General features: G+C 63.5%; 30 protein-coding genes. 12 read left to right on the top strand and 18 right to left on the bottom strand.

Annotation, left to right across the window (positions count from 1 at the left end; all coding sequences use genetic code 11):
* Positions 1-111 precede the first annotated feature (111 nt).
* From BRA471DRAFT_RS10785 to BRA471DRAFT_RS10775, 3 genes are all read right to left on the bottom strand, one after another.
* Positions 112-666: a hypothetical protein gene (locus tag BRA471DRAFT_RS10785; RefSeq protein ID WP_007607024.1), complete on the bottom strand. Its 555-nt coding sequence runs from the start codon at positions 664-666 to the stop codon at positions 112-114.
* A gap of 197 nt (positions 667-863) precedes the next feature.
* Positions 864-1,070, bottom strand: coding sequence for a hypothetical protein (locus BRA471DRAFT_RS10780; protein WP_007595122.1), 207 nt, complete (start codon positions 1,068-1,070; stop codon positions 864-866).
* A 30-nt stretch (positions 1,071-1,100) separates the two neighbouring features.
* Positions 1,101-2,732 carry an isocitrate lyase gene (locus tag BRA471DRAFT_RS10775; RefSeq protein WP_007607021.1) on the bottom strand — a complete coding sequence of 544 codons (1,632 nt, stop codon included), beginning with the start codon at positions 2,730-2,732 and terminating at the stop codon, positions 1,101-1,103.
* 231 nt (positions 2,733-2,963) lie between these two features.
* On the opposite strand from BRA471DRAFT_RS10775, the gene BRA471DRAFT_RS10770 reads away from it, so the two are divergent.
* Positions 2,964-4,409: a short-chain fatty acyl-CoA regulator family protein gene (locus BRA471DRAFT_RS10770; protein ID WP_007607019.1), complete on the top strand. Its 1,446-nt coding sequence runs from the start codon at positions 2,964-2,966 to the stop codon at positions 4,407-4,409.
* A 352-nt stretch (positions 4,410-4,761) separates the two neighbouring features.
* Here BRA471DRAFT_RS10770 and BRA471DRAFT_RS10765 read toward each other — a convergent pair whose 3' ends face one another.
* Together BRA471DRAFT_RS10765 and BRA471DRAFT_RS10760 are read right to left on the bottom strand one after the other, a co-directional pair.
* On the bottom strand, positions 4,762-5,811 hold the full coding sequence (locus BRA471DRAFT_RS10765) for an IS110 family transposase (protein WP_007604958.1): 1,050 nt from the start codon (positions 5,809-5,811) through the stop codon (positions 4,762-4,764).
* Positions 5,812-6,007: 196 nt separating this feature from the next.
* Positions 6,008-6,301 (bottom strand): antibiotic biosynthesis monooxygenase, encoded by a 294-nt coding sequence (locus BRA471DRAFT_RS10760; RefSeq protein ID WP_007607017.1) that lies wholly within the window; start codon positions 6,299-6,301, stop codon positions 6,008-6,010.
* A gap of 228 nt (positions 6,302-6,529) precedes the next feature.
* On the opposite strand from BRA471DRAFT_RS10760, the gene BRA471DRAFT_RS10755 reads away from it, so the two are divergent.
* From BRA471DRAFT_RS10755 to BRA471DRAFT_RS10745, 3 genes are all read left to right on the top strand, one after another.
* On the top strand, positions 6,530-7,336 hold the full coding sequence (locus BRA471DRAFT_RS10755) for a hypothetical protein (protein ID WP_007607015.1): 807 nt from the start codon (positions 6,530-6,532) through the stop codon (positions 7,334-7,336).
* Between the two features lie 200 nt (positions 7,337-7,536).
* On the top strand, positions 7,537-7,773 hold the full coding sequence (locus tag BRA471DRAFT_RS10750) for a hypothetical protein (protein WP_007607014.1): 237 nt from the start codon (positions 7,537-7,539) through the stop codon (positions 7,771-7,773).
* 156 nt (positions 7,774-7,929) lie between these two features.
* Positions 7,930-8,277 (top strand): hypothetical protein, encoded by a 348-nt coding sequence (locus BRA471DRAFT_RS10745; RefSeq protein WP_007607013.1) that lies wholly within the window; start codon positions 7,930-7,932, stop codon positions 8,275-8,277.
* Between the two features lie 194 nt (positions 8,278-8,471).
* On the opposite strand, the gene BRA471DRAFT_RS10740 is transcribed toward BRA471DRAFT_RS10745, so the two are convergent.
* On the bottom strand, positions 8,472-9,113 hold the full coding sequence (locus tag BRA471DRAFT_RS10740) for a tetratricopeptide repeat protein (protein ID WP_007607012.1): 642 nt from the start codon (positions 9,111-9,113) through the stop codon (positions 8,472-8,474).
* Between the two features lie 128 nt (positions 9,114-9,241).
* Entirely contained in the window at positions 9,242-10,180 is a 939-nt protein-coding gene (gene htpX / locus BRA471DRAFT_RS10735; protein ID WP_007607011.1) for a zinc metalloprotease HtpX, read from the bottom strand.
* Between the two features lie 152 nt (positions 10,181-10,332).
* Here htpX and BRA471DRAFT_RS10730 point away from each other — a divergent pair, with 152 nt between their 5' ends.
* The 5 genes from BRA471DRAFT_RS10730 to BRA471DRAFT_RS10710 all read left to right on the top strand — a co-directional run bounded on the left by BRA471DRAFT_RS10730 (position 10,333) and on the right by BRA471DRAFT_RS10710 (position 14,029).
* Positions 10,333-10,563: a hypothetical protein gene (locus tag BRA471DRAFT_RS10730; RefSeq protein WP_007607010.1), complete on the top strand. Its 231-nt coding sequence runs from the start codon at positions 10,333-10,335 to the stop codon at positions 10,561-10,563.
* Positions 10,564-10,568: 5 nt separating this feature from the next.
* A complete protein-coding gene (locus BRA471DRAFT_RS10725; protein WP_007607009.1) occupies positions 10,569-10,796 on the top strand; it encodes a hypothetical protein in 228 nt (75 codons plus the stop codon).
* 29 nt (positions 10,797-10,825) lie between these two features.
* Entirely contained in the window at positions 10,826-12,148 is a 1,323-nt protein-coding gene (locus tag BRA471DRAFT_RS10720; protein WP_007607007.1) for a lytic murein transglycosylase, read from the top strand.
* Positions 12,149-12,254: 106 nt separating this feature from the next.
* Complete coding sequence (locus tag BRA471DRAFT_RS10715) at positions 12,255-12,758, top strand: DUF1993 family protein (protein WP_007607005.1); 504 nt, start codon at positions 12,255-12,257, stop codon at positions 12,756-12,758.
* Positions 12,759-12,928: 170 nt separating this feature from the next.
* Positions 12,929-14,029 (top strand): alkene reductase, encoded by a 1,101-nt coding sequence (locus BRA471DRAFT_RS10710; protein WP_007607003.1) that lies wholly within the window; start codon positions 12,929-12,931, stop codon positions 14,027-14,029.
* A gap of 200 nt (positions 14,030-14,229) precedes the next feature.
* Here the strand turns inward: BRA471DRAFT_RS10710 and BRA471DRAFT_RS10705 are convergent, their stop codons facing one another.
* The 7 genes from BRA471DRAFT_RS10705 to glpD all read right to left on the bottom strand — a co-directional run bounded on the left by BRA471DRAFT_RS10705 (position 14,230) and on the right by glpD (position 21,931).
* Positions 14,230-15,972, bottom strand: coding sequence for an ABC transporter substrate-binding protein (locus BRA471DRAFT_RS10705; protein ID WP_035974864.1), 1,743 nt, complete (start codon positions 15,970-15,972; stop codon positions 14,230-14,232).
* Positions 15,973-16,099: 127 nt separating this feature from the next.
* Positions 16,100-16,429 carry a DUF2160 domain-containing protein gene (locus BRA471DRAFT_RS10700; RefSeq protein ID WP_007606998.1) on the bottom strand — a complete coding sequence of 110 codons (330 nt, stop codon included), beginning with the start codon at positions 16,427-16,429 and terminating at the stop codon, positions 16,100-16,102.
* A 9-nt stretch (positions 16,430-16,438) separates the two neighbouring features.
* On the bottom strand, positions 16,439-17,245 hold the full coding sequence (locus BRA471DRAFT_RS10695; protein WP_007606994.1) for a carbohydrate ABC transporter permease: 807 nt from the start codon (positions 17,243-17,245) through the stop codon (positions 16,439-16,441).
* Positions 17,245-18,147 (bottom strand): carbohydrate ABC transporter permease, encoded by a 903-nt coding sequence (locus BRA471DRAFT_RS10690; protein WP_007606992.1) that lies wholly within the window; start codon positions 18,145-18,147, stop codon positions 17,245-17,247. The genes BRA471DRAFT_RS10695 and BRA471DRAFT_RS10690 overlap by 1 nt, the downstream gene beginning before the upstream one ends.
* Positions 18,147-19,232: an ABC transporter ATP-binding protein gene (locus tag BRA471DRAFT_RS10685; protein WP_007606990.1), complete on the bottom strand. Its 1,086-nt coding sequence runs from the start codon at positions 19,230-19,232 to the stop codon at positions 18,147-18,149. The genes BRA471DRAFT_RS10690 and BRA471DRAFT_RS10685 overlap by 1 nt, the downstream gene beginning before the upstream one ends.
* A 12-nt stretch (positions 19,233-19,244) precedes the next feature.
* Positions 19,245-20,384 carry an ABC transporter ATP-binding protein gene (locus tag BRA471DRAFT_RS10680; RefSeq protein ID WP_007606989.1) on the bottom strand — a complete coding sequence of 380 codons (1,140 nt, stop codon included), beginning with the start codon at positions 20,382-20,384 and terminating at the stop codon, positions 19,245-19,247.
* Positions 20,381-21,931: a glycerol-3-phosphate dehydrogenase gene (glpD, locus tag BRA471DRAFT_RS10675; protein WP_007606986.1), complete on the bottom strand. Its 1,551-nt coding sequence runs from the start codon at positions 21,929-21,931 to the stop codon at positions 20,381-20,383. The genes BRA471DRAFT_RS10680 and glpD overlap by 4 nt, the downstream gene beginning before the upstream one ends.
* Before the next feature lie 292 nt (positions 21,932-22,223).
* Here glpD and BRA471DRAFT_RS10670 point away from each other — a divergent pair, with 292 nt between their 5' ends.
* Entirely contained in the window at positions 22,224-22,472 is a 249-nt protein-coding gene (locus BRA471DRAFT_RS10670) for a type II toxin-antitoxin system Phd/YefM family antitoxin (RefSeq protein WP_007606985.1), read from the top strand.
* Positions 22,472-22,888, top strand: a complete 417-nt coding sequence (locus BRA471DRAFT_RS10665) for a type II toxin-antitoxin system VapC family toxin (RefSeq protein ID WP_007606984.1) — start codon at positions 22,472-22,474, stop codon at positions 22,886-22,888. Before BRA471DRAFT_RS10670 ends, BRA471DRAFT_RS10665 begins: the two co-directional genes overlap by 1 nt.
* 3 nt (positions 22,889-22,891) lie before the next feature.
* Here the strand turns inward: BRA471DRAFT_RS10665 and BRA471DRAFT_RS10660 are convergent, their stop codons facing one another.
* Together BRA471DRAFT_RS10660 and BRA471DRAFT_RS10655 are read right to left on the bottom strand one after the other, a co-directional pair.
* The gene (locus BRA471DRAFT_RS10660) at positions 22,892-23,734 is read right to left on the bottom strand and encodes a DeoR/GlpR family DNA-binding transcription regulator (protein WP_007606983.1); all 843 of its coding nucleotides are present in this window, start codon (positions 23,732-23,734) and stop codon (positions 22,892-22,894) included.
* A gap of 91 nt (positions 23,735-23,825) precedes the next feature.
* Entirely contained in the window at positions 23,826-24,500 is a 675-nt protein-coding gene (locus BRA471DRAFT_RS10655; RefSeq protein WP_007606981.1) for an HAD family phosphatase, read from the bottom strand.
* A 154-nt stretch (positions 24,501-24,654) separates the two neighbouring features.
* On the opposite strand from BRA471DRAFT_RS10655, the gene BRA471DRAFT_RS10650 reads away from it, so the two are divergent.
* The gene (locus BRA471DRAFT_RS10650) at positions 24,655-25,131 is read left to right on the top strand and encodes a nuclear transport factor 2 family protein (protein ID WP_007606980.1); all 477 of its coding nucleotides are present in this window, start codon (positions 24,655-24,657) and stop codon (positions 25,129-25,131) included.
* A gap of 182 nt (positions 25,132-25,313) precedes the next feature.
* Here the strand turns inward: BRA471DRAFT_RS10650 and BRA471DRAFT_RS10645 are convergent, their stop codons facing one another.
* Both BRA471DRAFT_RS10645 and BRA471DRAFT_RS10640 read right to left on the bottom strand, forming a co-directional pair.
* A complete protein-coding gene (locus tag BRA471DRAFT_RS10645) occupies positions 25,314-25,505 on the bottom strand; it encodes a hypothetical protein (RefSeq protein WP_007606979.1) in 192 nt (63 codons plus the stop codon).
* Between the two features lie 221 nt (positions 25,506-25,726).
* Positions 25,727-26,137 (bottom strand): acyl-CoA thioesterase, encoded by a 411-nt coding sequence (locus BRA471DRAFT_RS10640; protein WP_007606978.1) that lies wholly within the window; start codon positions 26,135-26,137, stop codon positions 25,727-25,729.
* Between the last annotated feature and the right edge of the window lie 16 nt (positions 26,138-26,153).

Genomic DNA, 26,153 nt, shown 5'->3' with positions numbered 1-26,153 from the left:
CATTGCGGGCGTGATCCGTAGCCCGGATGGAGCGGAGCGTAATCCGGGGCGGTGCAATCTGGAGCGAGAGGTGTCCCGGATTGCGCTGCGCTCCATCCGGGCTACGAGAGGTCACCAGCTCCGCAGGGCCGCGAGCACGGCAACGCCGAACAGCGCGGCGGCGCCGAGCACGAACCCCAGCACGAACGGCCAGAGGCGCGAGCGGCGCCGCGGCGGTGCGACCTCGGGCTTCGGCTCGGGCGGGACCACCATCGCATGCTCGCGCTCGATCATGCGGCGCGCGACGTAATCGGTCACGGCCTCGACGATGATAGCGGTGTCGTGCGATTCGGCGAGCACGATGCGGCCGAAGCGGGTGTCCTGCACGAAGCGGTACATCCGCTTGTCGCGCCCCATCACGATGTGCGCGACGACATCGATCCAGAGCCTGGGCGTATCGCCCTGACTGATGCCGCGGTCGAACAGGTCGATCTGCTCCGGCACCTGCGCGAACAGGGGATCGAGCGAATCGTTGAGGATCTCGAGCCGCGCTACCTCGGCATCGCGCAAATCGACGACGACGCCGGTCCGGTCGGCGGCCTCGATCCGCGCGCGCAACAACGCATCGCGCAGCCGCACCGGGCGCGGCTGGCTGGGATGGATCCCGCTGGTCTCGGGCTCTGACATTGGCGGCCTCGTCCTCACTTGGCGGGATTAACCTATCAGCAACCAAAGTGTCCGCAAAGGGCCTACAATTCCAGTGACTTACGGCGCCCACAAATCTTTCACCTGTGCCAAAAACAGACGGTCCCACCCGGCTTGCGCCGGATGGGACCCTCCGTCCTTGGACGTCTTCTTATTCAGATTGGCATGTTAGTCAGATTTCACGCCGAGACCCGCGACGGCTCTTCCACGATCGAGAAGCGGACGCCGGCCTTGTGGCGGTTCTCTTCCGAGACCGAGCGCCAGGCGTCCTCGGCTTCCTTGCGGGTCTTGAACGGACCCTGCACCTGGGCCGAACCTTCCACCAGCTTGTGGAAGTTCATCGAACCGAACTCGCCACCGATCACCCAGAAATTGCTGTTGGTCATTGTCAGTCTCCTGTCGATTAGCGTGATGCGTTAGCCGAACTGGTTCATCGTGTTGTGGGCGCCGCCCGCCTTCAGGGCAGCCTCGCCGGCGAAGTATTCCTTGTGGTCGTCGCCGATGTCGGAGCCCGCCATGTTCTGATGCTTGGCGCAGGCGATACCCTGACGGATCTCGGCGCGCTGGACGTTCTTGACGTAACCGAGCATGCCCTGGTCGCCGAAATATTCCTTCGCAAGATTGTCGGTCGAGAGCGCCGCCGTGTGATAGGTCGGCAACGTGATCAGGTGGTGGAAGATGCCGGCACGCTTGGCCGAATCCGCCTGGAAGGTACGGATGCGCTCGTCGGCTTCCTGCGCCAGCGGCGTATCGTCGTATTCCGGCTTCATCAGCTCGGCACGATTGTACTTGCTGACGTCCTTGCCCGCTTCCTTCATCGCGTCGTAGACCTGCCAACGGAAGTTGAGCGTCCAGTTGAACGAGGGCGAGTTGTTGTAGGCGAGCTTGGCGTTCGGAACCACCTTGCGGATCCGGTCGACCATCTTGGCGATCTGCTCGATATGCGGCTTCTCGGTCTCGATCCAGAGCAGGTCGGCGCCGTTCTGCAGCGAGGTGATGCAGTCCAGCACGCAACGGTCTTCGCCGGTGCCCGGGCGGAACTGATACAGATTGGAGGGCAGCCGCTTCGGACGCATCATCTTGCCGTTGCGGTTGATGATGACGTCGCCATTGCGGGCGTTCTCTGCCGTCACTTCCTCGCAATCCAGGAAGCTGTTGTACTGGTCACCGAGGTCGCCGGGCTTGTGGCTGACCGCGATCTGCTGGGTCAGGCCGGCACCGAGCGAGTCGGTGCGGGTCACGACGATGCCGTCTTCGACGCCGAGTTCGAGGAAAGCGTGGCGGCAGGCCCGGATCTTGGCCAGGAACACCTCGTGCGGCACGGTCACCTTGCCGTCCTGGTGGCCGCACTGCTTCTCGTCCGAGACCTGGTTCTCGATCTGGAGCGCGCAGGCACCCGCCTCGATCATCTTCTTGGCGAGCAGATAGGTCGCCTCCGCATTGCCGAAGCCGGCGTCGATGTCGGCGATGACGGGCACGACATGGGTCTGGAAGTTGTCGATCTTCTCGATCAACTCCTTCTCTCGGGTCTTGTCGCCTTCCTTGCGGGCCTTATCGAGGTTGCGGAAGATATCGTTCAGCTCGCGCGAGTCGGCCTGACGCAGGAAGGTGTAGAGTTCTTCGATCAGCGCCGGCACCGAGGTCTTCTCGTGCATCGACTGGTCGGGCAGCGGACCGAACTCGGAGCGCAACGCCGCGATCATCCAGCCGGACAGGTACAAATAGGTGCGATCGGTCTTGCCAAAGTGCTTCTTGACCGAGATCAGCTTCTGCTGGGCGATGAAGCCGTGCCAGCAGCCCAGCGACTGCGTGTACTTGGTGGGATCGCCGTCATAGGCGGCCATGTCGGCCCGCATCAGCGCCGCGGTGTAGCGGGCGACGTCGAGGCCGGTCTTGAAGCGGTTCTGCAGGCGCATGCGGGCGACGGCCTCGGCCGACACCCCGTTCCAGGTCGGCTGGGTCTCCAGGAGCGACCGGGCCGCCTCGACCTCACTTTGATACGAGGCGGGGGCCTGGAGGGTGCTGATGCCGCGGGGCTGGTAATTCATGTGCCTGATCCTTTCACCGGCGATGGCGACCAGCCATCGACATTCTTGACAATGCATTGCGAGATGCGTGTCAGAAGCTAAACGCGAGAAAGCTCAGCTCGTACAGTAGGCTTGTATTTGAATGGTGATGTCATGTAACATCGGTACTTGTAATAGATGTCACTTTGTAACTCTTGTAAATTAAACAGGTCAGCAAGGCTGTCCTTGATGCCCTCTTCTGGAGACCTGAAAATGCCCGCCGGTTCCAGCAAGAAGCTCTTTGTCGGCCCGCGCTTCCGGCGCATCCGACAGCAATTGGGGCTGTCGCAGACCCAGATCGCCGAGGGGCTCGGGATCTCGCCGAGCTATGTCAATCTGATCGAGCGCAACCAGCGTCCGGTGACCGCGCAGATCCTGCTGCGGCTGGCCGAAACCTACGACCTCGACCTGCGCGACCTCGCGACCGCTGACGAGGACCGCTTCTTCGCCGAACTCAACGAGATTTTCTCCGACCCGCTGTTCCGCCAGATCGACGTTCCCAAGCAGGAACTGCGCGACCTCGCCGAGCTCTGCCCGGGCGTCACCCACGCGCTGCAACGGCTCTATGCGGCCTATACCGAGGCGCGGCAGGGCGAGACGCTGGCCGCGGCACAAATGGCCGATCGCGACGTCGGCACCCGCTATGAGGCCAATCCGGTCGAGCGCGTCCGCGAGCTGATCGAGGCCAACCGCAACTACTTTCCGGAACTCGAGCAGGCCGCGGAGACTCTGCGCGACGAACTGAACGTGCCGGCCGAAGAGCTTTACGCGGCTCTCGCGGCACGGCTGCGCGAAAAGCATTCGATCCAGACCCGCATCATGCCGGTGGACGTGATGCGCGAAACGCTGAGGCGCTTCGACCGCCACCGCCGCCAGCTCCTGATCTCCGAGCTGGTCGACCCGCCCGGCCGCGCGTTCCAGCTCGCCTTTCAGCTGGGCCTGGTTGAATGCGCACAGCATCTGGAGACCATCATCGGCCGCGCCGGCCCGCTCGACGACACACCGCGCCGCCTGTTCCGGATCACGCTCGGCAACTACTTTGCGGCCGCCGTGATGATGCCCTACCCGGCTTTCCTGGCCGCGGCGGAAGCGCTGAATTACGACATCCATCTGCTGGCGCAGCGCTTCAATTCCGGCTTCGAGCAGGTCTGCCATCGGCTCACCACCCTGCAGCGGCCGAACGCGCGCGGCATCCCGTTCTTCCTGCTTCGTGTCGACAATGCGGGCAACGTCTCGAAGCGATTTTCATCGGGCACATTCCCGTTCTCGAAATTCGGCGGCACTTGTCCGTTGTGGAACGTGCACTCGACCTTCGACACGCCTGATCGCCTGCTGAAGCAGGTGATCGAGCTGCCGGACGGCACGCGCTATTTCTCGATCGCGCAGATGGTACGCCGCCCCGTCGCGCCGCACCCGCTGCCGCAGCCGCGCTTCGCCATCGGCCTCGGCTGCGAGATCCGCCACGCCGCGCGCCTCGTCTACGCTGCCGGGCTCGATCTGGAGAAAACGGAGGGCACGCCGATCGGCGTCAACTGCCGTCTCTGCGAGCGCGAAAACTGCGCCCAGCGCGCCGAGCCGCCGATCACGCGCACGCTGATCCTGGACGAGACGACGCGGCGCGTGAGCTCGTTCGCGTTCTCGAATGCACGGGAGTTGTGAGGGGACGGCTGCGCGCTGAGTGGCAAGCGCACGCCACTCACTCCGCTGTCGTCCTGGACAAGCGAAGCGCAGATCCAGGACCCATATGTGGACGGCCCCCGTGGCACAAGAGCTTAGTGAGGTTTGATCGGATCGCTTGCATCCATATGTCCGGCCTGTTGATGCGGCTTTGTCGGACCGCTGGCCAAGATGGTTTTCGCGACACGAGTTCCAATCACCCATGCGACCTTATTCGGCCAATGGGTCCTACGGATTTGCTCGCATCTCGAACGATCGATCGCACCATCTCCTCTGCTCTTGCAGCTCCGGTTCGGCCGGTGGGGCTAACCCGCCGGTCGGCCGAATCTTTCGATCACACGGCAGCGGCCGTTTGGGCCTCGTTTTGCGCCCCTAGCCGCGCGCGATCGTATTGCTCTCCCGTCGTCATCAGCTTCCAGGCGATGCGGGCCATCTTGTTGGCCAGCGCCACCGCCGCCAGCTTCGGTGTTTTGCGCTTCAAAAGCTCGATCAGCCAGCTCGGCCCACGAGCTTTCGATTTGGCGATCTTGACCACCGAAGTTGCCCCAAGCACCAGCAGCTGACGCAAGGTCTCATCGCCTGCACGGGTTATCTTGCCGAGCCTGGTCTTTCCCGCGGTGGAATGGTCCTTTGGGGTCAGGCCGAGCCAGGCGGCAAACAGCCGTCCCGAGCGGAAGGCGTGAGGATCGGGTGCCTTCATCACCAGTGCTGCGGCGGTGACCGGACCGATCCCCGGGATCTGAGCCAAACGACGGCTCAAGGCATTGGCACGGTGCCAGGCGAGAAGCTTCGCCTCCACTGCCTTCAGCTCGACCTGCACCTGATCATATTGGCGGGCAAGCGTCGCAAACAGTTCGCGGGCCAGCGTCGGCACCCTTTCATCGTGCTCGATTGCGGCCAGGAACGAGACCAGCTTGTCCAGCCCCTTGGCCTCGATCAGACCGAACTCCGCCGCATAGCCGCGGATCATGTTGGAAAGTTGAGTGCGTCGCACGACCAGTTGTTCGCGGATGCCCAGCAGCATCAGCGCGGCCTGTTGCTCGGCGGTTTTCACCGGCACATAGCGCATCCGCGGCCGGCTCGCCGCCTCGCACAGCCCCTCTGCATCGCGCCCATCGTTCTTATTGCGCGCCACGTAGGGTTTCACCAGCTGCGGAGCGATCAGCTTGGCTGTGTGTCCCAGCTTACCTAGCTCTCGCGCCAGGACGTGAGCCGCCCCACACGCCTCGATCACCACCACCGTCGGCGGCAGCTTGGCAAAGAACTCCAGCATCCCCTTGCGGCCAAGCCGTTTGCGCAGCACGACCTGCTCCGAGGCATCCACCCCATGCAGTTGAAAGATATACTTCGACGTATCCATCCCAATGCGGATAATCTGGCTCACGGACGGCTCCTGTGAATGAGTTTCTGACAACCTCATTCTGGCACACTGATGCCGTAGGGGGCCGTCCACACCATCACCCCGGAAGCGAGTTTGGCGAAGATTCGTAACTACGATCTCGTGCCACAACGACTCGCTGGGGTAATGGGTCCTGGCTTTCGCCAGGACGACATCGGGGAAGCAGCAATCCGCCCAATCCCTACGCCAGCGTATGCACGATCACCGGCCCCGCGGCGGCGCGGGCGTCGCCTGCAAGCAGCGCGCCCAGATCCTTCTCGATCCAGGCGATCGCACGCCTGTTCGCCTCCTCCGCCTGCTCGAACTTGTCGAAAATCGAAATCGCCGTGACCGTGTCGTCGCCGGCGTAGACGACGTAATAGGCGCGGAAGCCGTCGACGTCGCTGATGATCGGAACGGCGCCTTCCTTGATACGGCGCGCCAGCTCTTCGGCGCTCCCGCTTTTCGCCTTGGCCTGACGGATGGCGGCATACATGGCATCCTCCCTTCCGGCTATCTGGTGTGGGGCCTGGTACCCGGATCGCATGCTACGCCGAAGCGCGCGGACAATCCACGCTTGGTTAACCCGGCACTAATTCACTTCCGCGATCTGCAACCATCGATTAAGCACGCCTCAACATCGCTGCCTTAGTCTCGCCCCACTCACTTTTCGCAAACAACGGCGGCTTATTCTGCCGCGTGAAGTGACATCAGGGGGTTCATCATGCGCATTGCGTTGCTGCTGACCGCGACCGTTGTCGGCGCGCTCTTTGCCAATCCGTCCCATGCCGGGCCGCTTGATGCGTCCGCCGGCGCAGCGCAGGCGTTACCGCCGGGCTTCCAGAGCTACCGCGGCTACATGTTCGACCTCTCGGAGAATTCCGACCGCAAGGATGTCGACAAGCTCACCGAGAATGTGAAGAGCCAGATCGACGTGGTCGAGGCTGCCGGCCTCTCGCCGCGCGTGCTGCGCTTCTTTCGCACCGTCCCGATCATCGCCAGCGAGCTGGCCTGCCTCGACGAAGGCGCCGCGACCGCGTGCTACGGCCGGGTCACGCCTGATATCCAGCGCACCGCTCCCCGCACGCTGACGGTCTGGGACCCCAACAAGCAGCGCTGGAGCAATCCGAACGCCGTCGACCTCGCGGTCGATTCCGGCCTCGGCGTGATCATGCTGCGGCCGGACATGATGCGGTACGAAAAGGAAGCCGTGCTGCTGCACGAGCTCCTGCACGCCTACCACGCGCGGCTGTTGCCGGACGGCTACGCCAACAAGGGCGTGATCGGCTATTACGCCTACGCCAAGTCCAAGGATCTCCTGCCCAAGGAATCCTATGCGCTGAAGAATCACATGGAATTCTTTGCGGTGACCGCCAGCATCTTCCTGGCCGGGAAGAGCGAATTCCACGACCCGAAGTCGCGCGAGGCGCTCAAGGAGAAGTTGCCGGATTATTACAAATATCTGGTCGGCGTGTTCGGCTTCGACCCCGATCCGGCAGCGTCGAGCGGCCCGGTCGCCTCGCTGAAGTAAGACAGACAAAGCGCGCCTGCGCCCAACACACCAGGGCCGCGTCAACAACGCGGCCCGTTTTCTTTTCAAGCTGAGAGTTGTCTTTTCGAGCTGAGAATTGGCAGGCCGTGTGACAGACGGCACAGTCGCTCGATGACGTATCTGGCATCGTCAAGTTCATGAGGGCTGCATCAGGCAGCCTCAAGTGGAAAGATGCCATCATGACAAAGCTCGCCTTCTCCGCTATCGGCGCTCTTGTAACCGTCACGACGCTCGTGGGCTCCGCCCAGATCTCCCCCGCTGCCGCCGGTAGCCTGGACTGGCTCGGTAACGACAATTACGTGCGCTGCCTGAAATATGTCAGCTCGCTCGCCCATGGCGATGCCGCTGCCTACGACCGCGGCCGCAGGGCCTGCAATCGGCAATACTATCCCGGCCATCCCGGCTACGACTACTGAACGGCCAGGACCGACTGACAAAGAGCCGCGCAAACAGCGCGGCTCTGTTTTGGTCACCGGAAGCTGCGGATGACGCATGGCCGGGAATTGCCAAGGTGGGGCCCGATCTGCATAGTCCGCCCGCATCGATACTGTTTTCGAAGAGGATAGAACAACATGGCGGACGCCGACCTGGATGTCGTGATCCGGCAACTGGCCAGACAGCTGCATACGGGCCTGATGTCCCGCGCCAAGGAGCGGCGGGATCGATTCAACGGCCTTGCGGCCAAGGCCAAGGGCAAGGAGACCGGCGACCGCTTCAAGATGATGGCCAAGGCCACCATGGAGCAGGCCATTGCCGCCGCCAAGCGCCTGCAGATGTCCGCCGACAACGTCGCCGACAGCTACGCGCGCTCGATGCGGATCGCCGCCAGCACGCCGGTCGCAGTGAAGGTGGAGAAGAAGGCTGCCAAGGAGAAGCCGGTGAAGAAGGCCAAGAAGGCCAAAGCCAAGAAGGCGAAGTAGGCGCGCACTTTCTTCCTTCTCCCCTTGTGGGAGAAGGTGGCGCGAAGCGCCGGATGAGGGGTTGTTTCCGCGAATCCAACTGCAGCAGACTCACGCGCGGAGAGATACCCCTCACCCGTCTCGCCGCTTCGCGGCGAGCCACCCTCTCCCACAAGGGGAGAGGGTTGCAGCGGCGCACGCAGCTCTAGATATCTCTACCGCCCTGGCGCGGCGAGCCGGGTCGGCTCGGCGCGCGCCAGTTCGGCGAGTTTTGCGCGCGCCGCATCGCGGGTGTGGGCGTCCTTGCCGGCAGGCAGCGCCAGCGCGGCCTCGAAATCGGCGCGCGCCTCGTTCGCCTGGCCGCGGGCGAGGAAGGCGAGGCCGCGGTCGAGCCGAGGCTGGGCATCCGAGGGGTCGAGGCGGACCGCGGTGTTGTAGCTCAGAATCGCGCGATCGAGATCGCCGGCGGCCGCGAGCGCGAGACCGCGCTGGTGATAGGGCGCGGCGTGCCTGGGATCATGCGCGATCGCCTCGTCGTAATCCTCGATGGCAAGTTCGAGATCGCCGTTCTGCCGGCGCGCCAGCGCCCGATCGCGATAGAGCGAGGCGCGGTTGGGATTGAGATGGATGGCCTCGTCGAAATCCGCGATCGCCCGCCGCCAGTCGCCGTGGCGCAGCGCGATCCGTCCGCGCCCCTCAAAGGCGAAAGCGATCAGCGAGCCGCGCAGCGGCGAGAAGCCGATCACCGCCGAACAGATGTCGGGCTCGTCCTCGTCCCCGCAATTGACGACAGTGTGCGTGGACAGGCCAATCAACACGCCCAGGACAATCAACAATGGTACCGCAGCTTTGGTCATCTTCGACGGCGGCAGGCAAAGGGCCGGCCACGCATCCCCTTTCGCAGGAACTGTCACGGCAGGGTGTTAACACCGGCCGAGACCGTCCTGTGTGCGGCAGGTCACAAAGCGCGCAAATTCGGGCGGCTTCAGCGTCGGCCCCAAGGGCCGCGTGAAGACGAGCGGCCCCACGGGCTTCGCGGCGGGTAGTTCTCATTGGCGCCGACCGACGGCGACGCCTGCGCGCCGAGCTCGGCTGCGAGCTGCTGAAGCGCCGCGATGCGATTCTGCGTCGAGGGATGGGTGGCGAACAGATTGTCCACGCCGTGGCCCGACAGCGGGTTGATGATGAACATGTGCGCGGTGGCGGGATTTCGCTCCGCCTCCAAATTCGGGACCTGATGCGCCGCGCCTTCGATCTTCACCAGCGCCGATGCCAGCCACATCGGCTGACCGGCGATGCGAGCGCCGAGATTGTCCGCGGCGTATTCGCGGGTGCGGCTGATCGCCATCTGCACCAGCATGGCGCCGATCGGGGCGAGGATCATCATCAGGATCGAACCGACGATGCCCGGACCATTGTTGTCGCGGTTGCCTCCGAAGAACATGCCGAACTGCGCCAGCATCGAGATTGCACCCGCAATGGTCGCGGTCACGGTCATCAGCAGCGTGTCGTGGTGCTTGATATGCGCGAGCTCGTGCGCGATCACGCCGGCGAGCTCCTCGCGGCTGAGTTGGCGCATCAGCCCGGTGGTGACCGCAACCGCGGCATTCTCGGGATTGCGCCCGGTGGCAAACGCGTTGGGCTGCGGCTCGTCCATCAGGAACACGCGCGGCATCGGCAAGCCGGCGCGGCCCGCAAGCTCGGCAACGAGCCCGACCAGCTCCGGCGCGCTGCTGCGGTCGACCTCATGGGCGCCATACATCGACAGCACCATGCGGTCGGAGTTCCAGTAGGTGAAGAGATTGGTCGCCGCGGCAATGACGAGCGCAATCATGGCGCCGCCGGCACCACCAATCAGATAGCCGACACCCATGAACAGGGCGGTGAGGCCTGCGAGCAGCATTGCGGTACGAAGATAGTTCATGGCCGTCTCCCGGGCCGGCCGTGGCCGCTGGAGGCGCTGCGGGCCGGCAAGCATGAGGTAGGGATGACCCCGGCCCGCCCGCAAGGTTTCCGGGTGCGTCGCGGAGCCGCGGCTATTGACCCAGGCAGGGACCCAAGGGCACGATCGAAGCCATGCACTTCGAGATTCTCGGCGAGATTACCGAGATCGAAACCTTCGCCAGCGGCTCCGGCATCCGCGAGGTCGCCCGGCTGCGCCGAATCTATGGGCGAGGACGTTGGCGAAAGCGCAAGGGCATTGCCCCGGTGCGATTATCCGATGGCTCTACCCACATCGCTGAGATACATTGGTATGAGGCTGCCGGCATCGGCCGCAAGGAATTCAAGCTCAAGGGCCTGCTCTGAAAATCATGACGAAGTCGCGAAGCAAGCAATTGGTGATCTGTGTGGACAATGAGGGGTATGCGGCCTCTCTCGAGAAGCGCAAGATCTATGAGGCGTTGCGCGACCCCGCGGCCGACAAGCATGGCATGCTGCGCATCATCGATGAGTCAGGCGAAGATTATTTGTATCCGAAGACGTTGTTCCGCTCCATCGCGTTGCCACTCGCCGTCAAGCGCGCCGTATTAGCGGCCTAGCGCTCATCCACCCAGTATCAGAGATATCGATGCCGACGAACTGCCTTGGTTCTCGCCTTGCGGTCGCAACGATCGCGGCCGCCGCCCTGCTCACACTCGCCCTTCCCGCCTCCGCCCAGCTTGCACCGCCGTCCGCAAAACCTGCAGCCCCCAGGGCCACTGCGCCCTCGCCGCGCGCGGCGTCGTGCCATAACGGGGCGAATTTCGATCGGTTTCTGGCCGACGTGAAACAACAGGCCGTTGCCGCCGGCGTGTCGCAGCGGACGATCGCGGCGACCTCGCCTTACCTCGTCTACGACCAGGGCATCGTCAATCGGGACCGCGGCCAGCGCGTGTTCGGCCAGCTCTTCACCGAATTTGCCGGCCGCATGGCCGCGCCCTATCGCATGCAGAACGGCCAGCAGCACATCAAGCAACATGCGGCGGCGTTCGCGCGCGCCGAAAAGGAATACGGCGTGCCGCCGGCGGTGATCGCCGCGTTCTGGGGACTGGAGAGCGATTTCGGCGTCAACATGGGCAATCTGCCGACACTGAAATCCCTGGTGTCGCTGGCCTATGATTGCCGCCGCTCGGAGATGTTCGTGAACGAGACCATCGCGGCGCTGAAGATCATCGACCGCGGCGATTTGCATCCCGACGAGATGGTCGGCTCCTGGGCCGGCGAGCTCGGACAGACCCAGTTCCTGCCCGTGCATTACGTCAACTATGCCGTCGACTATGACGGCGACGGACGACGCGATCTGCTGCGCAGCGAGGACGACGTGATCGGCTCCACCGCGAACTACATCGCCAACGGATTGAAGTGGCGGCGCGGTGAGCCGTGGCTGGAGGAGATCAAGGTGCCGCAAAACCTGCCATGGGATCAGACCGACCTCACGGTGCAACTGCCGCGCTCGAAATGGGCGCAGTTCGGCGTGACCTATCCCGACGGCCGGCCGCTGCCGAACGACAATCTCGCGGCCTCCGTGCTGCTGCCGATGGGGCGCTTTGGTCCGGCCTTCATGGCGTACCCGAATTTCGCGGCCTACACGGAGTGGAATAACTCGCTGATCTATTCGACCACCGCGGGTTATCTCGCTACTCGCATCGCGGGCGCGGCTCCGATGCGAAAGCCGTCCACACCGGTCGCGCAGCTGCCGTTCAACGAGCTCAAGCAATTGCAGCAGCTTCTGGTCCAGGCGGGTTTCAACGTCGGCAAGGTCGACGGCGTGCTGGGCCAGCAGAGCCGCGCCGCGGTGAAGGCGATGCAGATCAAATACGGTCTGCCGGCGGATTCCTGGCCGACCGCGGAGCTTTTGGCCCGGATGCGCGGTGGCACGGCGCAGGCGCAGCCGGCGGGGGTGGTGCGGTAGAATTTTCGCACCGCACAAGCCGCTCCCGCGATTGTAATTTTCCATGAGGTTCCCATGTGAGTGGCTCAGGTTTCTCCTGAGATTCCCACCACAGAGCGAGCATCACATGTCCTTCCACGACGCCGTCGTTCCCGCCTATTTGCAAATGCTGAACAGCCTGACCGGCCTGCTCACGAAAGCCGAGGCACATTGTGCGGCCAAGAAGGTCGACCCGAGCGTCCTGCTGGGCTCCCGCCTGTTCCCCGACATGCTGCCGCTCTCGAAGCAGATCCAGCTGGTCAGCGATTTCGCAGCCAAAGGTTGCGCCCGGCTGACCCATAGCGACGTGCCCTCCACACCGGACACCGAGACCAGCTTTGCCGAGTTGAAGCAGCGCCTGGCGAAGACCATCGACTACGTAAAATCGTTCAAGCCGGAGCAGTTCGAAGGCGCTGATACCAAAGACGTCACCTTCCCGGCCGGCCCCGACAAGTCCATCACCATGAAGGGTCAGCAATTCCTGAGCGCGTTCTCGCTGCCGAACTTCTATTTCCACGCCGCGACTGCTCACGGCATCCTGCGTCACAACGGCGTCGAGATCGGCAAGCGCGATTTCATGGGCCTGAACTGAGTTCGTGGGGCGCGCGGCCGGAATCGGCTGCCGCCGCCCAAATTGCACATGATTTATGCTGCGCGGGCCCTGCCGCGCAGCTCGCCTGCAGTTTCCGTATGGCTCCTCCCTTGCGCTGATTGCCGCGATGCACAAGTGTTCCGGACCTCTCACCTCCTGGAAGCATTCCCATGAGCCGTTCGACCAAATTGTTTGAGACCTACAAGCTCGGCCCGATCACGCTGGCCAACCGTTTCGTGATGGCGCCGTTGACGCGTAACCGCGCCGTTCCCGGCACTTTCGTACCCGGCGCGCTCGCCGCCGACTATTACGCCCAGCGCGCGTCCGCAGGCCTCCTGATCACCGAAGCAAGCCAGGTCTCGCAGCAGGGCCAGGGCTATCAGGACACCCCCGGCATCTACACCAAGGAGCAGGTCGCCGGCTGGCGCAAGGTCACCGATCAGGTGCACCAGCGCGGCGGCAAGATCTTCATCCAGCTCTGGCATGTCGGCCGCATCTCGCACGTCGACCTTCAGGCCAATGGCGCAGCCCCGGTGGCGCCGAGCGCGGTCCGCGCCAAGGGCAAGACCTTCGTCAACGGCGGCTTCGCCGACGTCTCCGAGCCCCGTGCGCTCGAGCTTTCCGAAATTCCGGGCATCATCGACGATTTCAAGCGCGCCACGAAGAACGCACTCGAGGCCGGCTTCGACGGCGTCGAGATCCACGGCGCCAACGGCTATCTGCTCGAGCAGTTCGCCAAGGACGGCACCAACAAGCGGACCGATGCCTATGGCGGCTCCATCGAGAACCGCGCGCGGCTGATGCTGGAAGTCTCCAGGGCCGTCGCGGCGGAGGCCGGCGCCGATCGCACCGGCATCCGCATCTCGCCGGTGACGCCGGCCAACGACATCACGGATTCGAACCCGCAAGCCTTGTACGACCATATCGTCGACGGTCTCGCCGCGCTGAAGCTCGTCTATCTCCACGTCGTCGAAGGTGCCACCGGCGGTCCGCGCGACATCGCGCCGTTCGACTATGCGGGCCTGCGCAAGCGCTTCGCTGGCGCCTACATCGCCAACAACGGCTATGATTTCGATCTTGCCACCAAGGTGCTGGACGCGAACGCGGCCGATCTCATCGCCTTCGGCAAGCCTTTCATTTCCAACCCCGATCTGGTCGAGCGGCTGAAGACGGGCGCGACGCTGAACGATTGGGACAAGAACACGTTCTACGGCGGCGGCGCGAAGGGATACACGGACTATCCGACGCTTGCGGCTGAGCCGGCGGAGTAAGCGGGCACAGCTGTCATGCCCGCGAAGGCGGGCATCCAGTACGCCGCGGCTTCTCGATTCGATCACGACCGCCTCTGGAATACTGGATCGTCCGCCTTCGCGGACGATGACAGCGGAGAATAATCGAGAGAGTACTACGTCACGCAAAGCAAGAAAAAGGCCGGGATTGCTCCCGGCCTTTCGTCGTTATGAGACGTGCCTTACTGCAGCGAGGCGCGCTTCGGGGGCTGGGCCGGCCACGACTTGATCAGGGTGTCGTAGTCGACCGTTTCGCCCTTCGGCTTCTCGTTGGCGAGCTTGCGCTGCGGAGCAATCGTGCCGTCCTTCTGGGCCTTGGCGAACCAGAACTCGGCCGTTTCCTTCTTGTGCAGCTTCGGACCGCAGGCACCCTGCACGCCCGACTTCTCCAGACGCTCCATCACGGAGTCCTGGGCCGCGGCGAGCGAGTCCATCGCGGCTTGCGGCGTCTTGGCACCGGACGACGCATCGCCGATGTTCTGCCACCACAGCTGTGCCAGCTTCGGATAGTCGGGCACGTTGTTGCCGGTCGGGGTCCACTGCACGCGCGCGGGCGAGCGGTAGAACTCGATCAGGCCGCCGAGCTTCGGCGCACGCTCCGTGAACGACTTGTCCCAGATGTCGGATTCACGGATGAAGGTGAGACCGACATGGCTCTTCTTCAGCGACACCGTCTTGGAGACGATGAACTGGAGATAGAGCCAGGCCGCCTTGCGGCGATCCGCCGGAGTCGACTTCAGCAGCGTCGCCGAACCCGCGTCCTGGTAGCCGAGCTTCATGCCTTCCTTCCAGTACGAACCGTGCGGGGACGGAGCCATGCGCCATTTCGGCGTACCGTCCGCGTTCATCACGGCGATGCCCGGCTTCACCATGTCGGCGGTGAAGGCGGTGTACCAGAACATCTGCTGGGCGATGTTGCCCTGCGCCGGCACCGGACCCGACTCGGAGAAGGTCATGCCCTGGGCCTGCGGCGGAGCATACTTCTTCATCCACTCGAGGTACTTGGTGATCGAGTAGACCGCGGCCGGACCGTTGGTGTCGCCACCACGCTCGACCGAGGAGCCGACCGGACGGCAGCCTTCCATGCGGATGCCCCATTCGTCGACCGGCAGACCGTTCGGGATGCCCTTGTCGCCGTTACCGGCCATCGAGAGCCAGGCATCGGTGAAACGCCAGCCGAGCGAGGGGTCCTTCTTGCCATAGTCCATATGGCCGTAGACCTTGACGCCGTTGATCTCCTTGATGTCGTTGGTGAAGAACTCGGCGATGTCTTCATAGGCCGACCAGTTCACGGGCACGCCGAGTTCGTAACCATACTTGGCCTTGAACTTCGCCTTGTAGTCGGCGTTGGTGAACCAGTCGTAGCGGAACCAGTACAGGTTGGCGAACTGCTGGTCGGGCAGCTGGTAGAGCTTGCCGTCCGGCGCGGTGCCGAACGACTTGCCGATGAAGTCGTTGACGTCGAGCATGGGATCGGTGACGTCCTTGCCCTCGCCGGTCATGTAGTCCGACAGCGCGATGGTCTGGCCGTAGCGGAAGTGAGTGCCGATCAGGTCGGAATCGTTGATCCAGCCGTCGTACACGTTCTTGCCGGACTGCATCTGGGTCTGCAGCTTCTCGACGACGTCACCTTCCTGGATGAGGTCGTGCTTGAGCTTGATGCCGGTGAGTTCGGAGAACGCCTTGGCCAGCGTCTGCGACTCGTATTCGTGGGTCGTGATGGTCTCGGAGACCACGTTGATCTCCATGCCCTTGAAGGGCTCGGCGGCCTTGGCAAACCACTCCAGCTCCTTCTTCTGGTCTTCCTTCGACAGCGTCGAGGGCTGGAATTCCGCGATCCACTTCTGGATCGCAGCGTCGTCGGCGGCGCGCACCGGCGCCGAGACGGCCAGCGACACCGCGACGATGGCGGCGACGCTGGACATCGTCAGAAAGCTATTCTTGGTCAATGAACGTTCCCTTCTCCTAAACTGCCGCATGTTATTCCTCCATTGCAGCGACAAACTTTTTACAGACCCGGGTTGGTCCCGGATCTGGCCGTTCCTTCGCGGGCTAGACCGTGCGAAAAATGAGCACGGCCGTGGCCAACGAAATTCCTGATGCGATCCAAAGCCGCGAAATTTCAACTCCGTCCTCGCCGATCGGCAGCGTGGCGAGGGCGTCAGTGCCGGCGAAAGCGATCCAGAGCAGATGGATGACCGCTGCCGTGATCAGGGAGATGAACAGGCGGTCGCCGCGCGTGGTCGGGATGCGCAGCACGCCGACGCGTTCGGCTTCGGGATAAGCCATCCCGAGCCAGGTCATCACGGCAAGCGTGCAGGCGAGCGCGACAAAGAAGATCGCGGTCGGCGGCGTCCAGGCCATCCATGCAATCCATTCCATTGATGCCCCCTACACCCGACCGAGCGCGAAACCGCTCGCGATATAATTGCGGACGAACCAGATCACGAGCGCGCCCGGGATGATGGTCAGCACGCCGGCCGCAGCCAGCAGGCCCCAGTCCATGCCCGCAGCCGACACCGTGCGCGTCATGATCGCCGCGATCGGCTTGGCCTGCACCGAGGTCAGCGTGCGCGCGAGCAGCAGCTCGACCCAGGAGAACATGAAACAGAAGAAGGCGGCGACGCCGATGCCGCTCGCAATCAGCGGCACCAGGATCTTGATGAAGAAGCGCGGGAAGGAATAGCCGTCGAGGAAGGCGGTCTCGTCGATCTCGCGCGGCACGCCGGAGACGAAGCCTTCCAGGATCCACACCGCCAGCGGGACGTTGAAGATGCAGTGCGCCAGCGCGACCGCCCAGGGCGTATCGAACAGCCCGATCGCCGAATAGAGGTTGAAGAACGGCAGTGCATAGACCGCGGCCGGCGCCATGCGGTTCGACAGCAGCCAGAAGAACAGATGCTTGTCGCCGAGGAAACGGTAGCGCGAGAACGCGTAGGCCGCCGGCAGCGCCACCGAGATCGAGATGATGGTGTTGAGGACGACATATTCCAGCGAGTTGATATAGCCGGAATACCAGCTCTCGTCGGTGAAGATGCGCTTGTAGTGCTGGAGCGTCGGGGCGTGCGGCCACAGCGTCATCGTCGAGACGATCTCGGCATTGGTCTTGAAGCTCATGTTGACGAGCCAGTAGATCGGCAACAGCAGGAAGATCAAGAACAGCGCCATGATGAGGCGACGGCCGGGGATCGAATGCATCACGCGGCTCCTTCCTGCGGCTTCCGCTCGGCGCCGGCATTGGTCATGACGGTGTAGAAGATCCAGCAGACGATCAGGATGATGAGGTTGTAGACCAGCGACAGTGCGGCGGCCTTGCCGAGGTCGAACTGGCCCAGCGCGATCTTGACCAGTTCGATCGACACGAAGGTCGTCGAATTGCCGGGCCCGCCACCCGTCACCACGAACGGCTCGGTGTAGATCATGAAACTGTCCATGAAACGCAGCAGCACGGCGATCAGCAGCACGCGGTTCATCTTCGGCAGCTGGATCGCCTTGAACACCGCCCAGCGCGAGGCGCCATCGATCTGCGCCGCCTGATAATAGGCTTCGGGAATCGACTTCAGGCCGGCGTAGCAGAGCAGCGCGACCAGGCTGGTCCAGTGCCAGACGTCCATCACGATGACAGTGACCCAGGCGTCGATGTCGTTGGAGACGTAATTGTAGTCGATGCCGATGGCATTGAGGACATAGCCGAGCAGGCCGATGTCGGGGCGGCCAAAGATCTGCCAGATCGTGCCGACCACGTTCCACGGGATCAGCAGCGGCAACGCGAGGATGACGAGGCAGGCCGCGACCGTCCAACCCTGGCGCGGCATCGACAGCGCGACGACGATGCCGAGCGGCACCTCAATTGCAAGGATCACCAGCGAGAAGAACAGATTGCGGCCGAGCGAGGCCAGGAAGCGGCCGCCGAGATCGCTCGAGGGATCGAGCAATTCCTTGAACCAGCCGACACCATTCCAGAAGAACTGGTTGTTGCCGAAGGTGTCTTGCATTGAATAGTTCACCACCGTCATCAACGGCAGCACCGCCGAGAAGGCGACGACCAGGAACACTGGCAGCACCAGGAACCACGCTTTTTGGTTGACGGTCTTGTCCATCAGGCGGCTCCCTCCACCAGAAGGCTGTCGGCATAGACGTGGACGTGCGACGGGTCGAATTTCAGGCCGGCCGTGCCGTCCGGACTGATGAAGCCGGCCGGCGCGCGCGCTGCGAGTTTTGCGTCACCGAGGCGCGCGCGCGCGAAGCGGATACGGCCGAGGTCGTCGACGCGTTCAATCTTCGCACTGAGCAGGCCGGGCGCAGGCGCGACGGCCTCAACGAATTCCGGACGGACGCCGATCTCGATCTTCGCGCCATCAGGCAGCTTGTCGTAGCTGCGGTTGAGCGTGATCACGTGATCGCCGATCTTGGCCTCGCGGCCCCTCACCTCGGCCGGCAGGACGTTCATGCCGGGCGAGCCGATGAAATAGCCGACGAAGGTGTGCGCGGGCTTGTCGAACAGCTCGGCCGGCGTGCCGCTCTGCACCACGCGGCCGTCATGCATGACCACCACGGTGTCGGCAAAGGTCAGCGCTTCGGTCTGGTCGTGGGTGACGTAGATCATCGTCAGGTCGAGCTCGCGATGCAGCGCCTTGAGCTTGGAGCGGAGCTGCCATTTCAGCTCGGGGTCGATCACGGTGAGCGGCTCGTCGAACAGCACGGCGGCGACGTCGGAGCGGACGAGGCCGCGGCCGAGCGAGATCTTCTGCTTTGCATCGGCGGTGAGCCGCGTCGCCTTGCGGTTCAGATAGGGCTCGAGGTCGAGCAGGCGGCCGATCTCGGCGACGCGCTTGTCGATCTCGGCCTTCGGCACGCCGCGGTTCTTCAAAGGGAACGCCAGATTTTGCCCCACCGTCATGGTGTCGTAGATCACCGGAAACTGGAACACCTGGGCGATGTTGCGCTTCTGGGTTGACAGCGGTGTGATGTCCTCGCCGTCGAACAGGATTTTTCCCCGCGACGGCGTGATGATGCCGGAGATGACGTTGAGCAGCGTGGTCTTGCCGCAGCCGGACGGCCCGAGCAGCGCGTAGGCGCCACCCTGCCGCCAGGTCATGGTGACAGGCTTGAGAGCAAAGCTGTCCTGCGGCGCGTCATTGCCGCCGTAGGAGTGCGCGAGATCGACGAGGTCAATGCGGGCCATGTCGCATCTCCCTCAGGCTTTTTTCTTTGACGCGTTTTCTTCACGCGAACCGCTCGGCACTTCGCTTGAAAACGCTATGGGACCGGGAGCGGCGACCAAACGGTCTGCCGCATCGAAAACGAAGACGTCGTTGGGATCGAGCACGGCATCGAGTGTCTGGCCGGGCTCGAACTCGTGCACGCCGTGCAGCACGGCCACCCAGTTCGATCCGTCGCGGGTCAGATGCACGAAACTCTCCGAACCGGTGATCTCGGTCACCGTTACCGTGGCATGGAAGGCGTGGCGGTCAGTCTCGCCATTGGCAAGCGCGAGCTGATGGGCGCGAAATCCGACGCGATAAGCGCCGTCCGCGAGCGAGGAATAGAGACCAGACGCCGGCGCGGCAATGCCACCCGCATATTGCACGGAGCCGTTCTTCTTCTCGATGCCGACGAGATTGAGCGGCGGATCAGAGAATACCTGCGCGACCCGCAAGGTCTGCGGCCGCCGGTAAACGCTCGGCGTCTCGCCGATCTGGAGCGCCTTCCCCTCCCACATGCACACCGTGTTGCCGCCGAGCAGCAGCGCCTCGGTCGGCTCGGTGGTTGCATAAACGAAGATCGCGCCGGACGCCTCGAAGATGCGCGGCAATTCGGTGCGCAGCTCCTCGCGCAGCTTGTAGTCGAGATTGGCGAGCGGCTCGTCGAGCAGCACGAGGTCAGCGCCCTTCACCAGCGCGCGCGCCATAGCGGTTCGCTGCTGCTGGCCGCCGGAAAGCTGGAGCGGCGTGCGCTTCAGGAACGGCTCGAGCCGGAGCAGCCGGGCGGCTTCCGCGACCCGCGCCTCGATCTCGGCGCGCGGCTTGCCCTGCACGCGCAAGGGCGAAGCGATGTTCTCGTAGACCGACAGCGAGGGGTAGTTGATGAACTGCTGATAGACCATGGCGACCGAGCGCTGGCGCACGTCAACACCGGTGACGTCCTTGCCATTGACCAGCAGCTTGCCCGATGTCGGCTTGTCGAGGCCAGCGAGCAGCCGCATGATCGAGGTCTTGCCCGACAGCGTCGGCCCGAGCAGCACGTTGAGCGTGCCGCTCTCGAGCGTCAGCGAGACGTCGCGGATGTGTGGGATGCCGTCGACAGTCCGGGTCACGTGATCGAGTGTCACGGTCATGAGCGTCCTCCTGCTTCCAGCAGGGGACTTTGCTGCACGGCGTGGGTCCTGATCCAGTCGTCAAGCGCCGCGATCTCGTCGGCACTTAGTCGCAGGCCGAGCTTGGAACGGCGCCAGACGACGTCGTCGGCGGTGACGGCCCATTCGTTGGCCATGAGATAGCGGACTTCGCGCTCGGTCAGCGTCGCGCCGAAGGCCTGGCCGAGATCGGCCGCCGATTTAGCATCCCCAAGCAGCTTGATCGCCCTCGTGCCATAGGCGCGCGCGAGGCGCCGCGCATGCTCGTGGCTGAGGAAGGGATAACCGCGCTGAAGCTCCGCGATCAGGCCGTCGACATCGGACACGCTCATGTCGCCGCCGGGCAGCGGCCATTTGCCGGTCCAGCCTTCGCGCGCTTTCGCACTGCGAAGATAGGGCGCGAGCCGCTCCAGCGCCTCCTCGGCGAGACGGCGGTAGGTCGTGATCTTGCCGCCGTAGATCGACAGCAGCGGCACGCCGCCGGGCGTGTCGAGCTCGAACACATAGTCGCGCGTCGCGGCCTTGGCTTCGCTGGCGCCGTCGTCATAGAGCGGACGCACGCCGGAATAGGTCCAGACCACGTCATCGGGCGTGACAGGCTTGGCCAGATATTCGCTTGCCGCCGTACAGAGATACTGGATCTCCTCGGCCGTCGCCTTCACCTTGGCGGGATCGCCGTCATAGTCGCGATCGGTGGTGCCGATCAGCGTGAAATCGTCCTGGTAGGGGATCACGAAGATGATGCGGCCGTCGGCGTTCTGGAACATGTAGGCGCGGTCGTGGTCATAGAGTTTTTTCACGACGATGTGCGAGCCCTGCACCAGGCGTACCTTGGCTTTCGCGTTGACGCCGGCGCCGCGGCCGAGCACATCCTCGACCCAGGGCCCGCCGGCATTGACCAGCGCACGGGCCTGGATCGACGAGCGCGCGCCTGTCAGCGTGTCGATCATGCCGACGGTCCAGATGCCGTCTGATTGTTTGATATCCGTTGCGCGCGTGCGGGTGCGGATCTCGGCGCCCTTGTCGGCGGCATCGCGCGCGTTGAGCACGACGAGACGGGCGTCGTCGACGAAGCAGTCGGAATATTCGAATGCGCGGCCGTAGCGGTTGGGGATCAGCGGCCGGCCGACCTCGTCACGCCCAAGGTCGACCGAGCGCGTCGCCGGCAACAGATGACGGCCGCCGATGTGGTCATAGAGGAAGAGGCCGAGGCGCAGCAGCCAGGCTGGCCTTAAGCCCGCATGGTGCGGCAAGACGAAACGCAGGGGGCGGATGATGTGGGGCGCGATGCCCCAGAGAATCTCGCGCTCGATCAGCGCCTCGCGGACCAGCCGAAACTCGTAATATTCGAGATAGCGCAGGCCGCCATGCACCAGCTTGGTCGACCAGGACGAGGTCCCGCTCGCCAGATCGTTCATTTCGCACAGGAAAACCGTGTTGCCGCGGCCCACCGCGTCGCGCGCGATGCCACAGCCGTTAACACCGCCTCCAATAATGGCGAGGTCAAAAATACGCTCCAACAGACGCATCCCCCGGCGACCGCCCGTTCAATCGAGCGGTTACTTTCGTTTTTGATTAGATCACACCGGAAAACGAAAGCAAGATGAAAGAGAGGCGAAAGGAAGTGAAAGCGGAACTTTTAAGTGGGCAAATGAGGTGGAGAAATTGGCAGGCCGAGCGCCGCGATTAAGGGCAAAGGCTCGATCGAATGGCATGGGGCATGACTCGCATCAACCAGAGCGCTCGATCCCTTGAATGTAGCAACATGCCTACATATACTTGGCGGACGTATGGCACTGCTACGGCGAGGAGGCGCTGACGATGGTGACAACGCTAACCAGTCGAGAATTCAATCAGGACACCAGCGGCGCGAAAAAGGCCGCATCGCAGGGCCCCGTCTTTATTACGGACCGCGGCCGTCCGGCCCACGTCCTGCTGTCAATCGAGGATTATTTGCGTCTGAGCGGCGGGCACATGAGCCTTGCCGAAGCTCTTGCGCAAGCGAGCGCGGACTTCGATTTCGATCCGCCTCGCATGGCAGGTGAGATTAGGGCTGCCGATCTCGACTGATGTTTCTGCTGGACACCAATGTCATTTCCGAACTGAGGCGGCCAGATAAAGCTGATCGCAACGTCGTCGCATGGGCCAATGCAATTCCCGCGGCGAATTTTTTCATGTCCGCCATCTCTATCCTTGAAGTTGAACTGGGCGCGCGCTTGATCGAGCGCAAAGACGCGGCGCAAGGTGCCGTCCTGCGCACCTGGATCGATGGCCAAATTCTGGTTCGCTTTGAGGGGCGGATCCTGGCCATCGATACGGCCGTGGCGCAGCGCTGTGCGCAACTCCACGTTCCCAATCCTCGGGCGGAACGCGATGCTCTCATCGCAGCGACCGCGCTTGTTCACGGCTTAACGGTTGTCACGCGCAATGTGGGGGATTTCGAACCAACGGGCGTCCCGCTACTCAATCCATGGGACGCCGCATGAATTCTACCTCAGCCGCACCACCGGCGCGCCCTCGGGCGCTTCTTGTGCCTCGCCTTGAGCCTCATCAACATCGGCTCCCTTCGGCATCGCCGCCATCACCTCGATGCCCTTGCCGTGGCAGATGGTGGCGAGGCGCTCGGGCAATTCCTGGTCGGTGACGAAGGTCTGGATCTGGCTGATATGGGCGATGCGCACCGGCGCGCTGCGCCGGAGTTTTGTGGAATCGGCGACCAGCATGACGCTGCGGGCATTGGCGATGATGGCCTGCGCCACCTGCACCTCGCGATAGTCGAAGTCGAGCAGCGCGCCCTCCTCGTCGATCGCTGACGCGCCGATGATGGCGTAGTCGACCTTGAACTGGCCGATCAGCTGCGTCGCGGTCGAGCCGACCACGGCGCCGTCGGCGCGTCGTACCGTGCCGCCGGCGACCACCACCTCGATGCGGGGATGGCGGTAGAGCAGCATGGCAACGTTCAGATTGTTGGTGATGACGAGGAGGTCCTCGTGCGAGGTCAGCGCGCTCGCGACCTCCTCGGTCGTGGTGCCGATATTGATGAAGAGCGAGCAGCCGTTCGGGATCAGCGATGCGGCCGCGGCTCCAATCGCCTTCTTCTCGTCGGCGGCGACGAAACGCCGTGCCTCATAGGCGAGGTTTTCGACGCCGGAGGCGATGATGGCGCCGCCATGGATGCGGGTCAGCGAGCGGCGCTCGCAGAGGTCGTTGAGATCCTTGCGGATGGTCTGCGCCGAGACCTCGAACCGGCGCGCCAACTCCTCGACCATGACGCGGCCCGAGGCTCGCGCGATGTTGAGGATTTCGGCTTGGCGATGGGTCAGTCCGGTCACGGCGATGGCCTCAAGTCAGGAAGCTGCATGGTGCGGCGGTTCGCGCGCTCGGTCAATGCGCGCGCCGATCACGGTTAACGGACGAAGGTTCTCACCACGCCATTGCGGCAGCGAGGCGCGCGAGCAGGTCCGGATCGTCGAAGGCGCTGGCGGAAGCGATAGCCCCGGCGGCGACGAGATCAGCATGGCTGAGGCTGGTCCTGATGCCAATTGTCGGAATACCGGCCGCTGCGGCCGATTGCACACCGGTGCGGGAGTCCTCGAACGCGATCGAGGCCATCGCGCTGGCGCCGGCAAAGCGCAACCCTTCCTGATAAGGCAGCGGATGCGGCTTGCCGTGCGACAGCTCGGCGCCGATCACGAGCGCCTTGAAGCGGTGCGTGATGCCGAGGCCGGACAGCAGCAGCTCCGCATTGAGTCGCGGGGCGTTGGTCACGGCCACCATGGGAATACCGGCCGCATCCGCCCTGTCGAGCAGCGCCATCAGGCCCGGCAGCGGCTCGATCTGCCCGGCGACAAGTGTGCGGAAGACTTCCTCCTTCTCATCGAGGATCATGGCACGCCGTTCGGGCGCCTCGTCGGGCAGAAAGCGCTCGCCGATCGATACATTCGCGAAGCCTTGCAGCTCTCGGGAGAAGCGCGCGTGATCGAAGACGTGGCCGCGAGGGCCGAGCACCTGATTGAAGGCCTTCAGGTGCAGCGGATCGGTGTTGGCGAGCGTACCGTCGATGTCGAACAGCAACGCCCTGCCGATAGCCTCAATCATGTCCGTACTTTCCCGAATATATGACGCATCAATACGAAAGCCGTATCAATACAGCGCCAATCGCGCAATGACGCACGTGCATGACCAATACGCGACACTCGACAAAGTCGCACGTGGCTGCAACACTCCGTGCAAGATCAAAAAGGAGGAAACGATGACGATCAACCGACGCGATCTGGCTCTTTCGACTCTTGCAGTCCCAGCTCTTGCCGTCTCCACTCTTGCAGTTTCAGCGCTCACGACACCGGTGCTGGCGGCCTCGGCGGACGAGGAAGCCGTGGCGAAGAAGGTCGAGGCGTTCCGTCTCGCGCAGATCGCGGCCGATCCCAAGGCGCTCGGCGCCCTCTGCGCCGACGAGGTGAGCTACAGCCATTCCAGCGGCAAGGTCGAGGACAAGGCGACCTTCGTCGCCAACGCCACCGACGGCAAATCCAAATTCCTGTCGATCGAGTACAAGGACCCGACCATCAAGGTCGTCGGCCCCGCCGCGATCGTGCGCTTCCACTGGGTGGCGGAACAGGAGATGGCGGCCGATGGGAAAAAAGTGCCGACCAACCTTCACATCCTGATGAACTGGCAGAAGCAGGGCGACGATTGGAAGCTGCTCTCGCGGTCTGCGACGAAGTTGTGATTCGAGTTCTTACCCTCTCCCCTTGCGGGAGAGGGTGGCTCGCCGCGTAGCGGCGAGACGGGTGAGGGGTCTCTCTCAGCGAGTGAACCTCTCACAGTTGAATTTTCTGAAACAACCCCTCATCCGGCGCTGCGCGCCACCTTCTCCCACAAGGGGAGAAGGGATAACGGTGTTCGCGGCTACTACGCCGCTTCCTTCACATCACCGTTAAGCAGCTTGCGCGCGGCGCGCTCGGCTTCGCGGGCGTTGCGGAAGAGCTGGCCTTCGAGACGGTTGAATTGGTGGGACGATGCGAAGAAGCAATAACCGCCCTGGCCACGAACAACGATTCCCGCGGTCTCTGAATTAACTTCGATGATGTAGCTGTCCGGCATGGCCCGTAGATTCCTCAGTGCGGGCAAATAACCGGATCCCCGCCCGAAAGTTCCTCGGGCAAATCAGCCGGTTTCCACCCCGAATCGACAGGCAATTGGGTACGCTGGGACCTCATCCGTTTTATGACTGGTTCTTGGCAATGCCGCGACGCCGTGTCTTAGTCGCGCCGCGTTTGGTGGCGCCGCATGCGTCGGATGATGAGACGCAACGCCGCGCGCGATTAGGTCGCGATCGCAGTGTCCGTCGGGCGAACCGGTTGCGGACGACCGTGCTCGTCGATCGACACGTAGGTGAAGTTGCCGTCGGTGACGAGGAACGGTTGCTGCTCGCCGCGGCGCAGCGCCCACGCTTCCAGATGCACGGTGATGGAGGTGCGCCCGACGCGAACGAGGTTGGCGTGAACCGAAACGAGATCGCCGACATAGACGGCCTTGCGGAAATTCATCGCCTCGATGGCGACGGTCACCGTGCGCGACTTTGCGACCTTTGACGCAAACACGCCGCCGCCGACGTCCATCTGGCTGAGCAGCCAGCCGCCGAAGATGTCGCCGTTTGCGTTGGTGTCGGCAGGCATCGCCAGCGTGCGGATGCAGAGATCGCCGCTCGGCCCGGCATTGGCTTGCTCGTTCATGCCGCTCTCGCTTGAA

Origin of the sequence: Bradyrhizobium sp. WSM471 (assembly GCF_000244915.1) — a bacterium.
GTDB lineage: Bacteria > Pseudomonadota > Alphaproteobacteria > Rhizobiales > Xanthobacteraceae > Bradyrhizobium.
This window is presented reverse-complemented; position numbering and strand designations above follow the sequence as displayed.

What these genes read in the sequence shown, in the direction of transcription:
- BRA471DRAFT_RS10785 (WP_007607024.1), bottom strand. Translation starts at nt 666, where the DNA reads ATGTCAGAGCCCGAGACCAGCGGGATCCATCCCAGCCAGCCGCGCCCG.
- BRA471DRAFT_RS10780 (WP_007595122.1), bottom strand. Translation starts at nt 1,070, where the DNA reads ATGACCAACAGCAATTTCTGGGTGATCGGTGGCGAGTTCGGTTCGATG.
- BRA471DRAFT_RS10775 (WP_007607021.1), bottom strand. Translation starts at nt 2,732, where the DNA reads ATGAATTACCAGCCCCGCGGCATCAGCACCCTCCAGGCCCCCGCCTCG.
- BRA471DRAFT_RS10770 (WP_007607019.1), top strand. Translation starts at nt 2,964, where the DNA reads ATGCCCGCCGGTTCCAGCAAGAAGCTCTTTGTCGGCCCGCGCTTCCGG.
- BRA471DRAFT_RS10760 (WP_007607017.1), bottom strand. Translation starts at nt 6,301, where the DNA reads ATGTATGCCGCCATCCGTCAGGCCAAGGCGAAAAGCGGGAGCGCCGAA.
- BRA471DRAFT_RS10755 (WP_007607015.1), top strand. Translation starts at nt 6,530, where the DNA reads ATGCGCATTGCGTTGCTGCTGACCGCGACCGTTGTCGGCGCGCTCTTT.
- BRA471DRAFT_RS10750 (WP_007607014.1), top strand. Translation starts at nt 7,537, where the DNA reads ATGACAAAGCTCGCCTTCTCCGCTATCGGCGCTCTTGTAACCGTCACG.
- BRA471DRAFT_RS10745 (WP_007607013.1), top strand. Translation starts at nt 7,930, where the DNA reads ATGGCGGACGCCGACCTGGATGTCGTGATCCGGCAACTGGCCAGACAG.
- BRA471DRAFT_RS10740 (WP_007607012.1), bottom strand. Translation starts at nt 9,113, where the DNA reads ATGACCAAAGCTGCGGTACCATTGTTGATTGTCCTGGGCGTGTTGATT.
- htpX (WP_007607011.1), bottom strand. Translation starts at nt 10,180, where the DNA reads ATGAACTATCTTCGTACCGCAATGCTGCTCGCAGGCCTCACCGCCCTG.
- BRA471DRAFT_RS10730 (WP_007607010.1), top strand. Translation starts at nt 10,333, where the DNA reads ATGCACTTCGAGATTCTCGGCGAGATTACCGAGATCGAAACCTTCGCC.
- BRA471DRAFT_RS10725 (WP_007607009.1), top strand. Translation starts at nt 10,569, where the DNA reads ATGACGAAGTCGCGAAGCAAGCAATTGGTGATCTGTGTGGACAATGAG.
- BRA471DRAFT_RS10720 (WP_007607007.1), top strand. Translation starts at nt 10,826, where the DNA reads ATGCCGACGAACTGCCTTGGTTCTCGCCTTGCGGTCGCAACGATCGCG.
- BRA471DRAFT_RS10715 (WP_007607005.1), top strand. Translation starts at nt 12,255, where the DNA reads ATGTCCTTCCACGACGCCGTCGTTCCCGCCTATTTGCAAATGCTGAAC.
- BRA471DRAFT_RS10710 (WP_007607003.1), top strand. Translation starts at nt 12,929, where the DNA reads ATGAGCCGTTCGACCAAATTGTTTGAGACCTACAAGCTCGGCCCGATC.
- BRA471DRAFT_RS10705 (WP_035974864.1), bottom strand. Translation starts at nt 15,972, where the DNA reads ATGTCCAGCGTCGCCGCCATCGTCGCGGTGTCGCTGGCCGTCTCGGCG.
- BRA471DRAFT_RS10700 (WP_007606998.1), bottom strand. Translation starts at nt 16,429, where the DNA reads ATGGAATGGATTGCATGGATGGCCTGGACGCCGCCGACCGCGATCTTC.
- BRA471DRAFT_RS10695 (WP_007606994.1), bottom strand. Translation starts at nt 17,245, where the DNA reads ATGCATTCGATCCCCGGCCGTCGCCTCATCATGGCGCTGTTCTTGATC.
- BRA471DRAFT_RS10690 (WP_007606992.1), bottom strand. Translation starts at nt 18,147, where the DNA reads ATGGACAAGACCGTCAACCAAAAAGCGTGGTTCCTGGTGCTGCCAGTG.
- BRA471DRAFT_RS10685 (WP_007606990.1), bottom strand. Translation starts at nt 19,232, where the DNA reads ATGGCCCGCATTGACCTCGTCGATCTCGCGCACTCCTACGGCGGCAAT.
- BRA471DRAFT_RS10680 (WP_007606989.1), bottom strand. Translation starts at nt 20,384, where the DNA reads ATGACCGTGACACTCGATCACGTGACCCGGACTGTCGACGGCATCCCA.
- glpD (WP_007606986.1), bottom strand. Translation starts at nt 21,931, where the DNA reads ATGCGTCTGTTGGAGCGTATTTTTGACCTCGCCATTATTGGAGGCGGT.
- BRA471DRAFT_RS10670 (WP_007606985.1), top strand. Translation starts at nt 22,224, where the DNA reads ATGGTGACAACGCTAACCAGTCGAGAATTCAATCAGGACACCAGCGGC.
- BRA471DRAFT_RS10665 (WP_007606984.1), top strand. Translation starts at nt 22,472, where the DNA reads ATGTTTCTGCTGGACACCAATGTCATTTCCGAACTGAGGCGGCCAGAT.
- BRA471DRAFT_RS10655 (WP_007606981.1), bottom strand. Translation starts at nt 24,500, where the DNA reads ATGATTGAGGCTATCGGCAGGGCGTTGCTGTTCGACATCGACGGTACG.
- BRA471DRAFT_RS10650 (WP_007606980.1), top strand. Translation starts at nt 24,655, where the DNA reads ATGACGATCAACCGACGCGATCTGGCTCTTTCGACTCTTGCAGTCCCA.
- BRA471DRAFT_RS10645 (WP_007606979.1), bottom strand. Translation starts at nt 25,505, where the DNA reads ATGCCGGACAGCTACATCATCGAAGTTAATTCAGAGACCGCGGGAATC.
- BRA471DRAFT_RS10640 (WP_007606978.1), bottom strand. Translation starts at nt 26,137, where the DNA reads ATGAACGAGCAAGCCAATGCCGGGCCGAGCGGCGATCTCTGCATCCGC.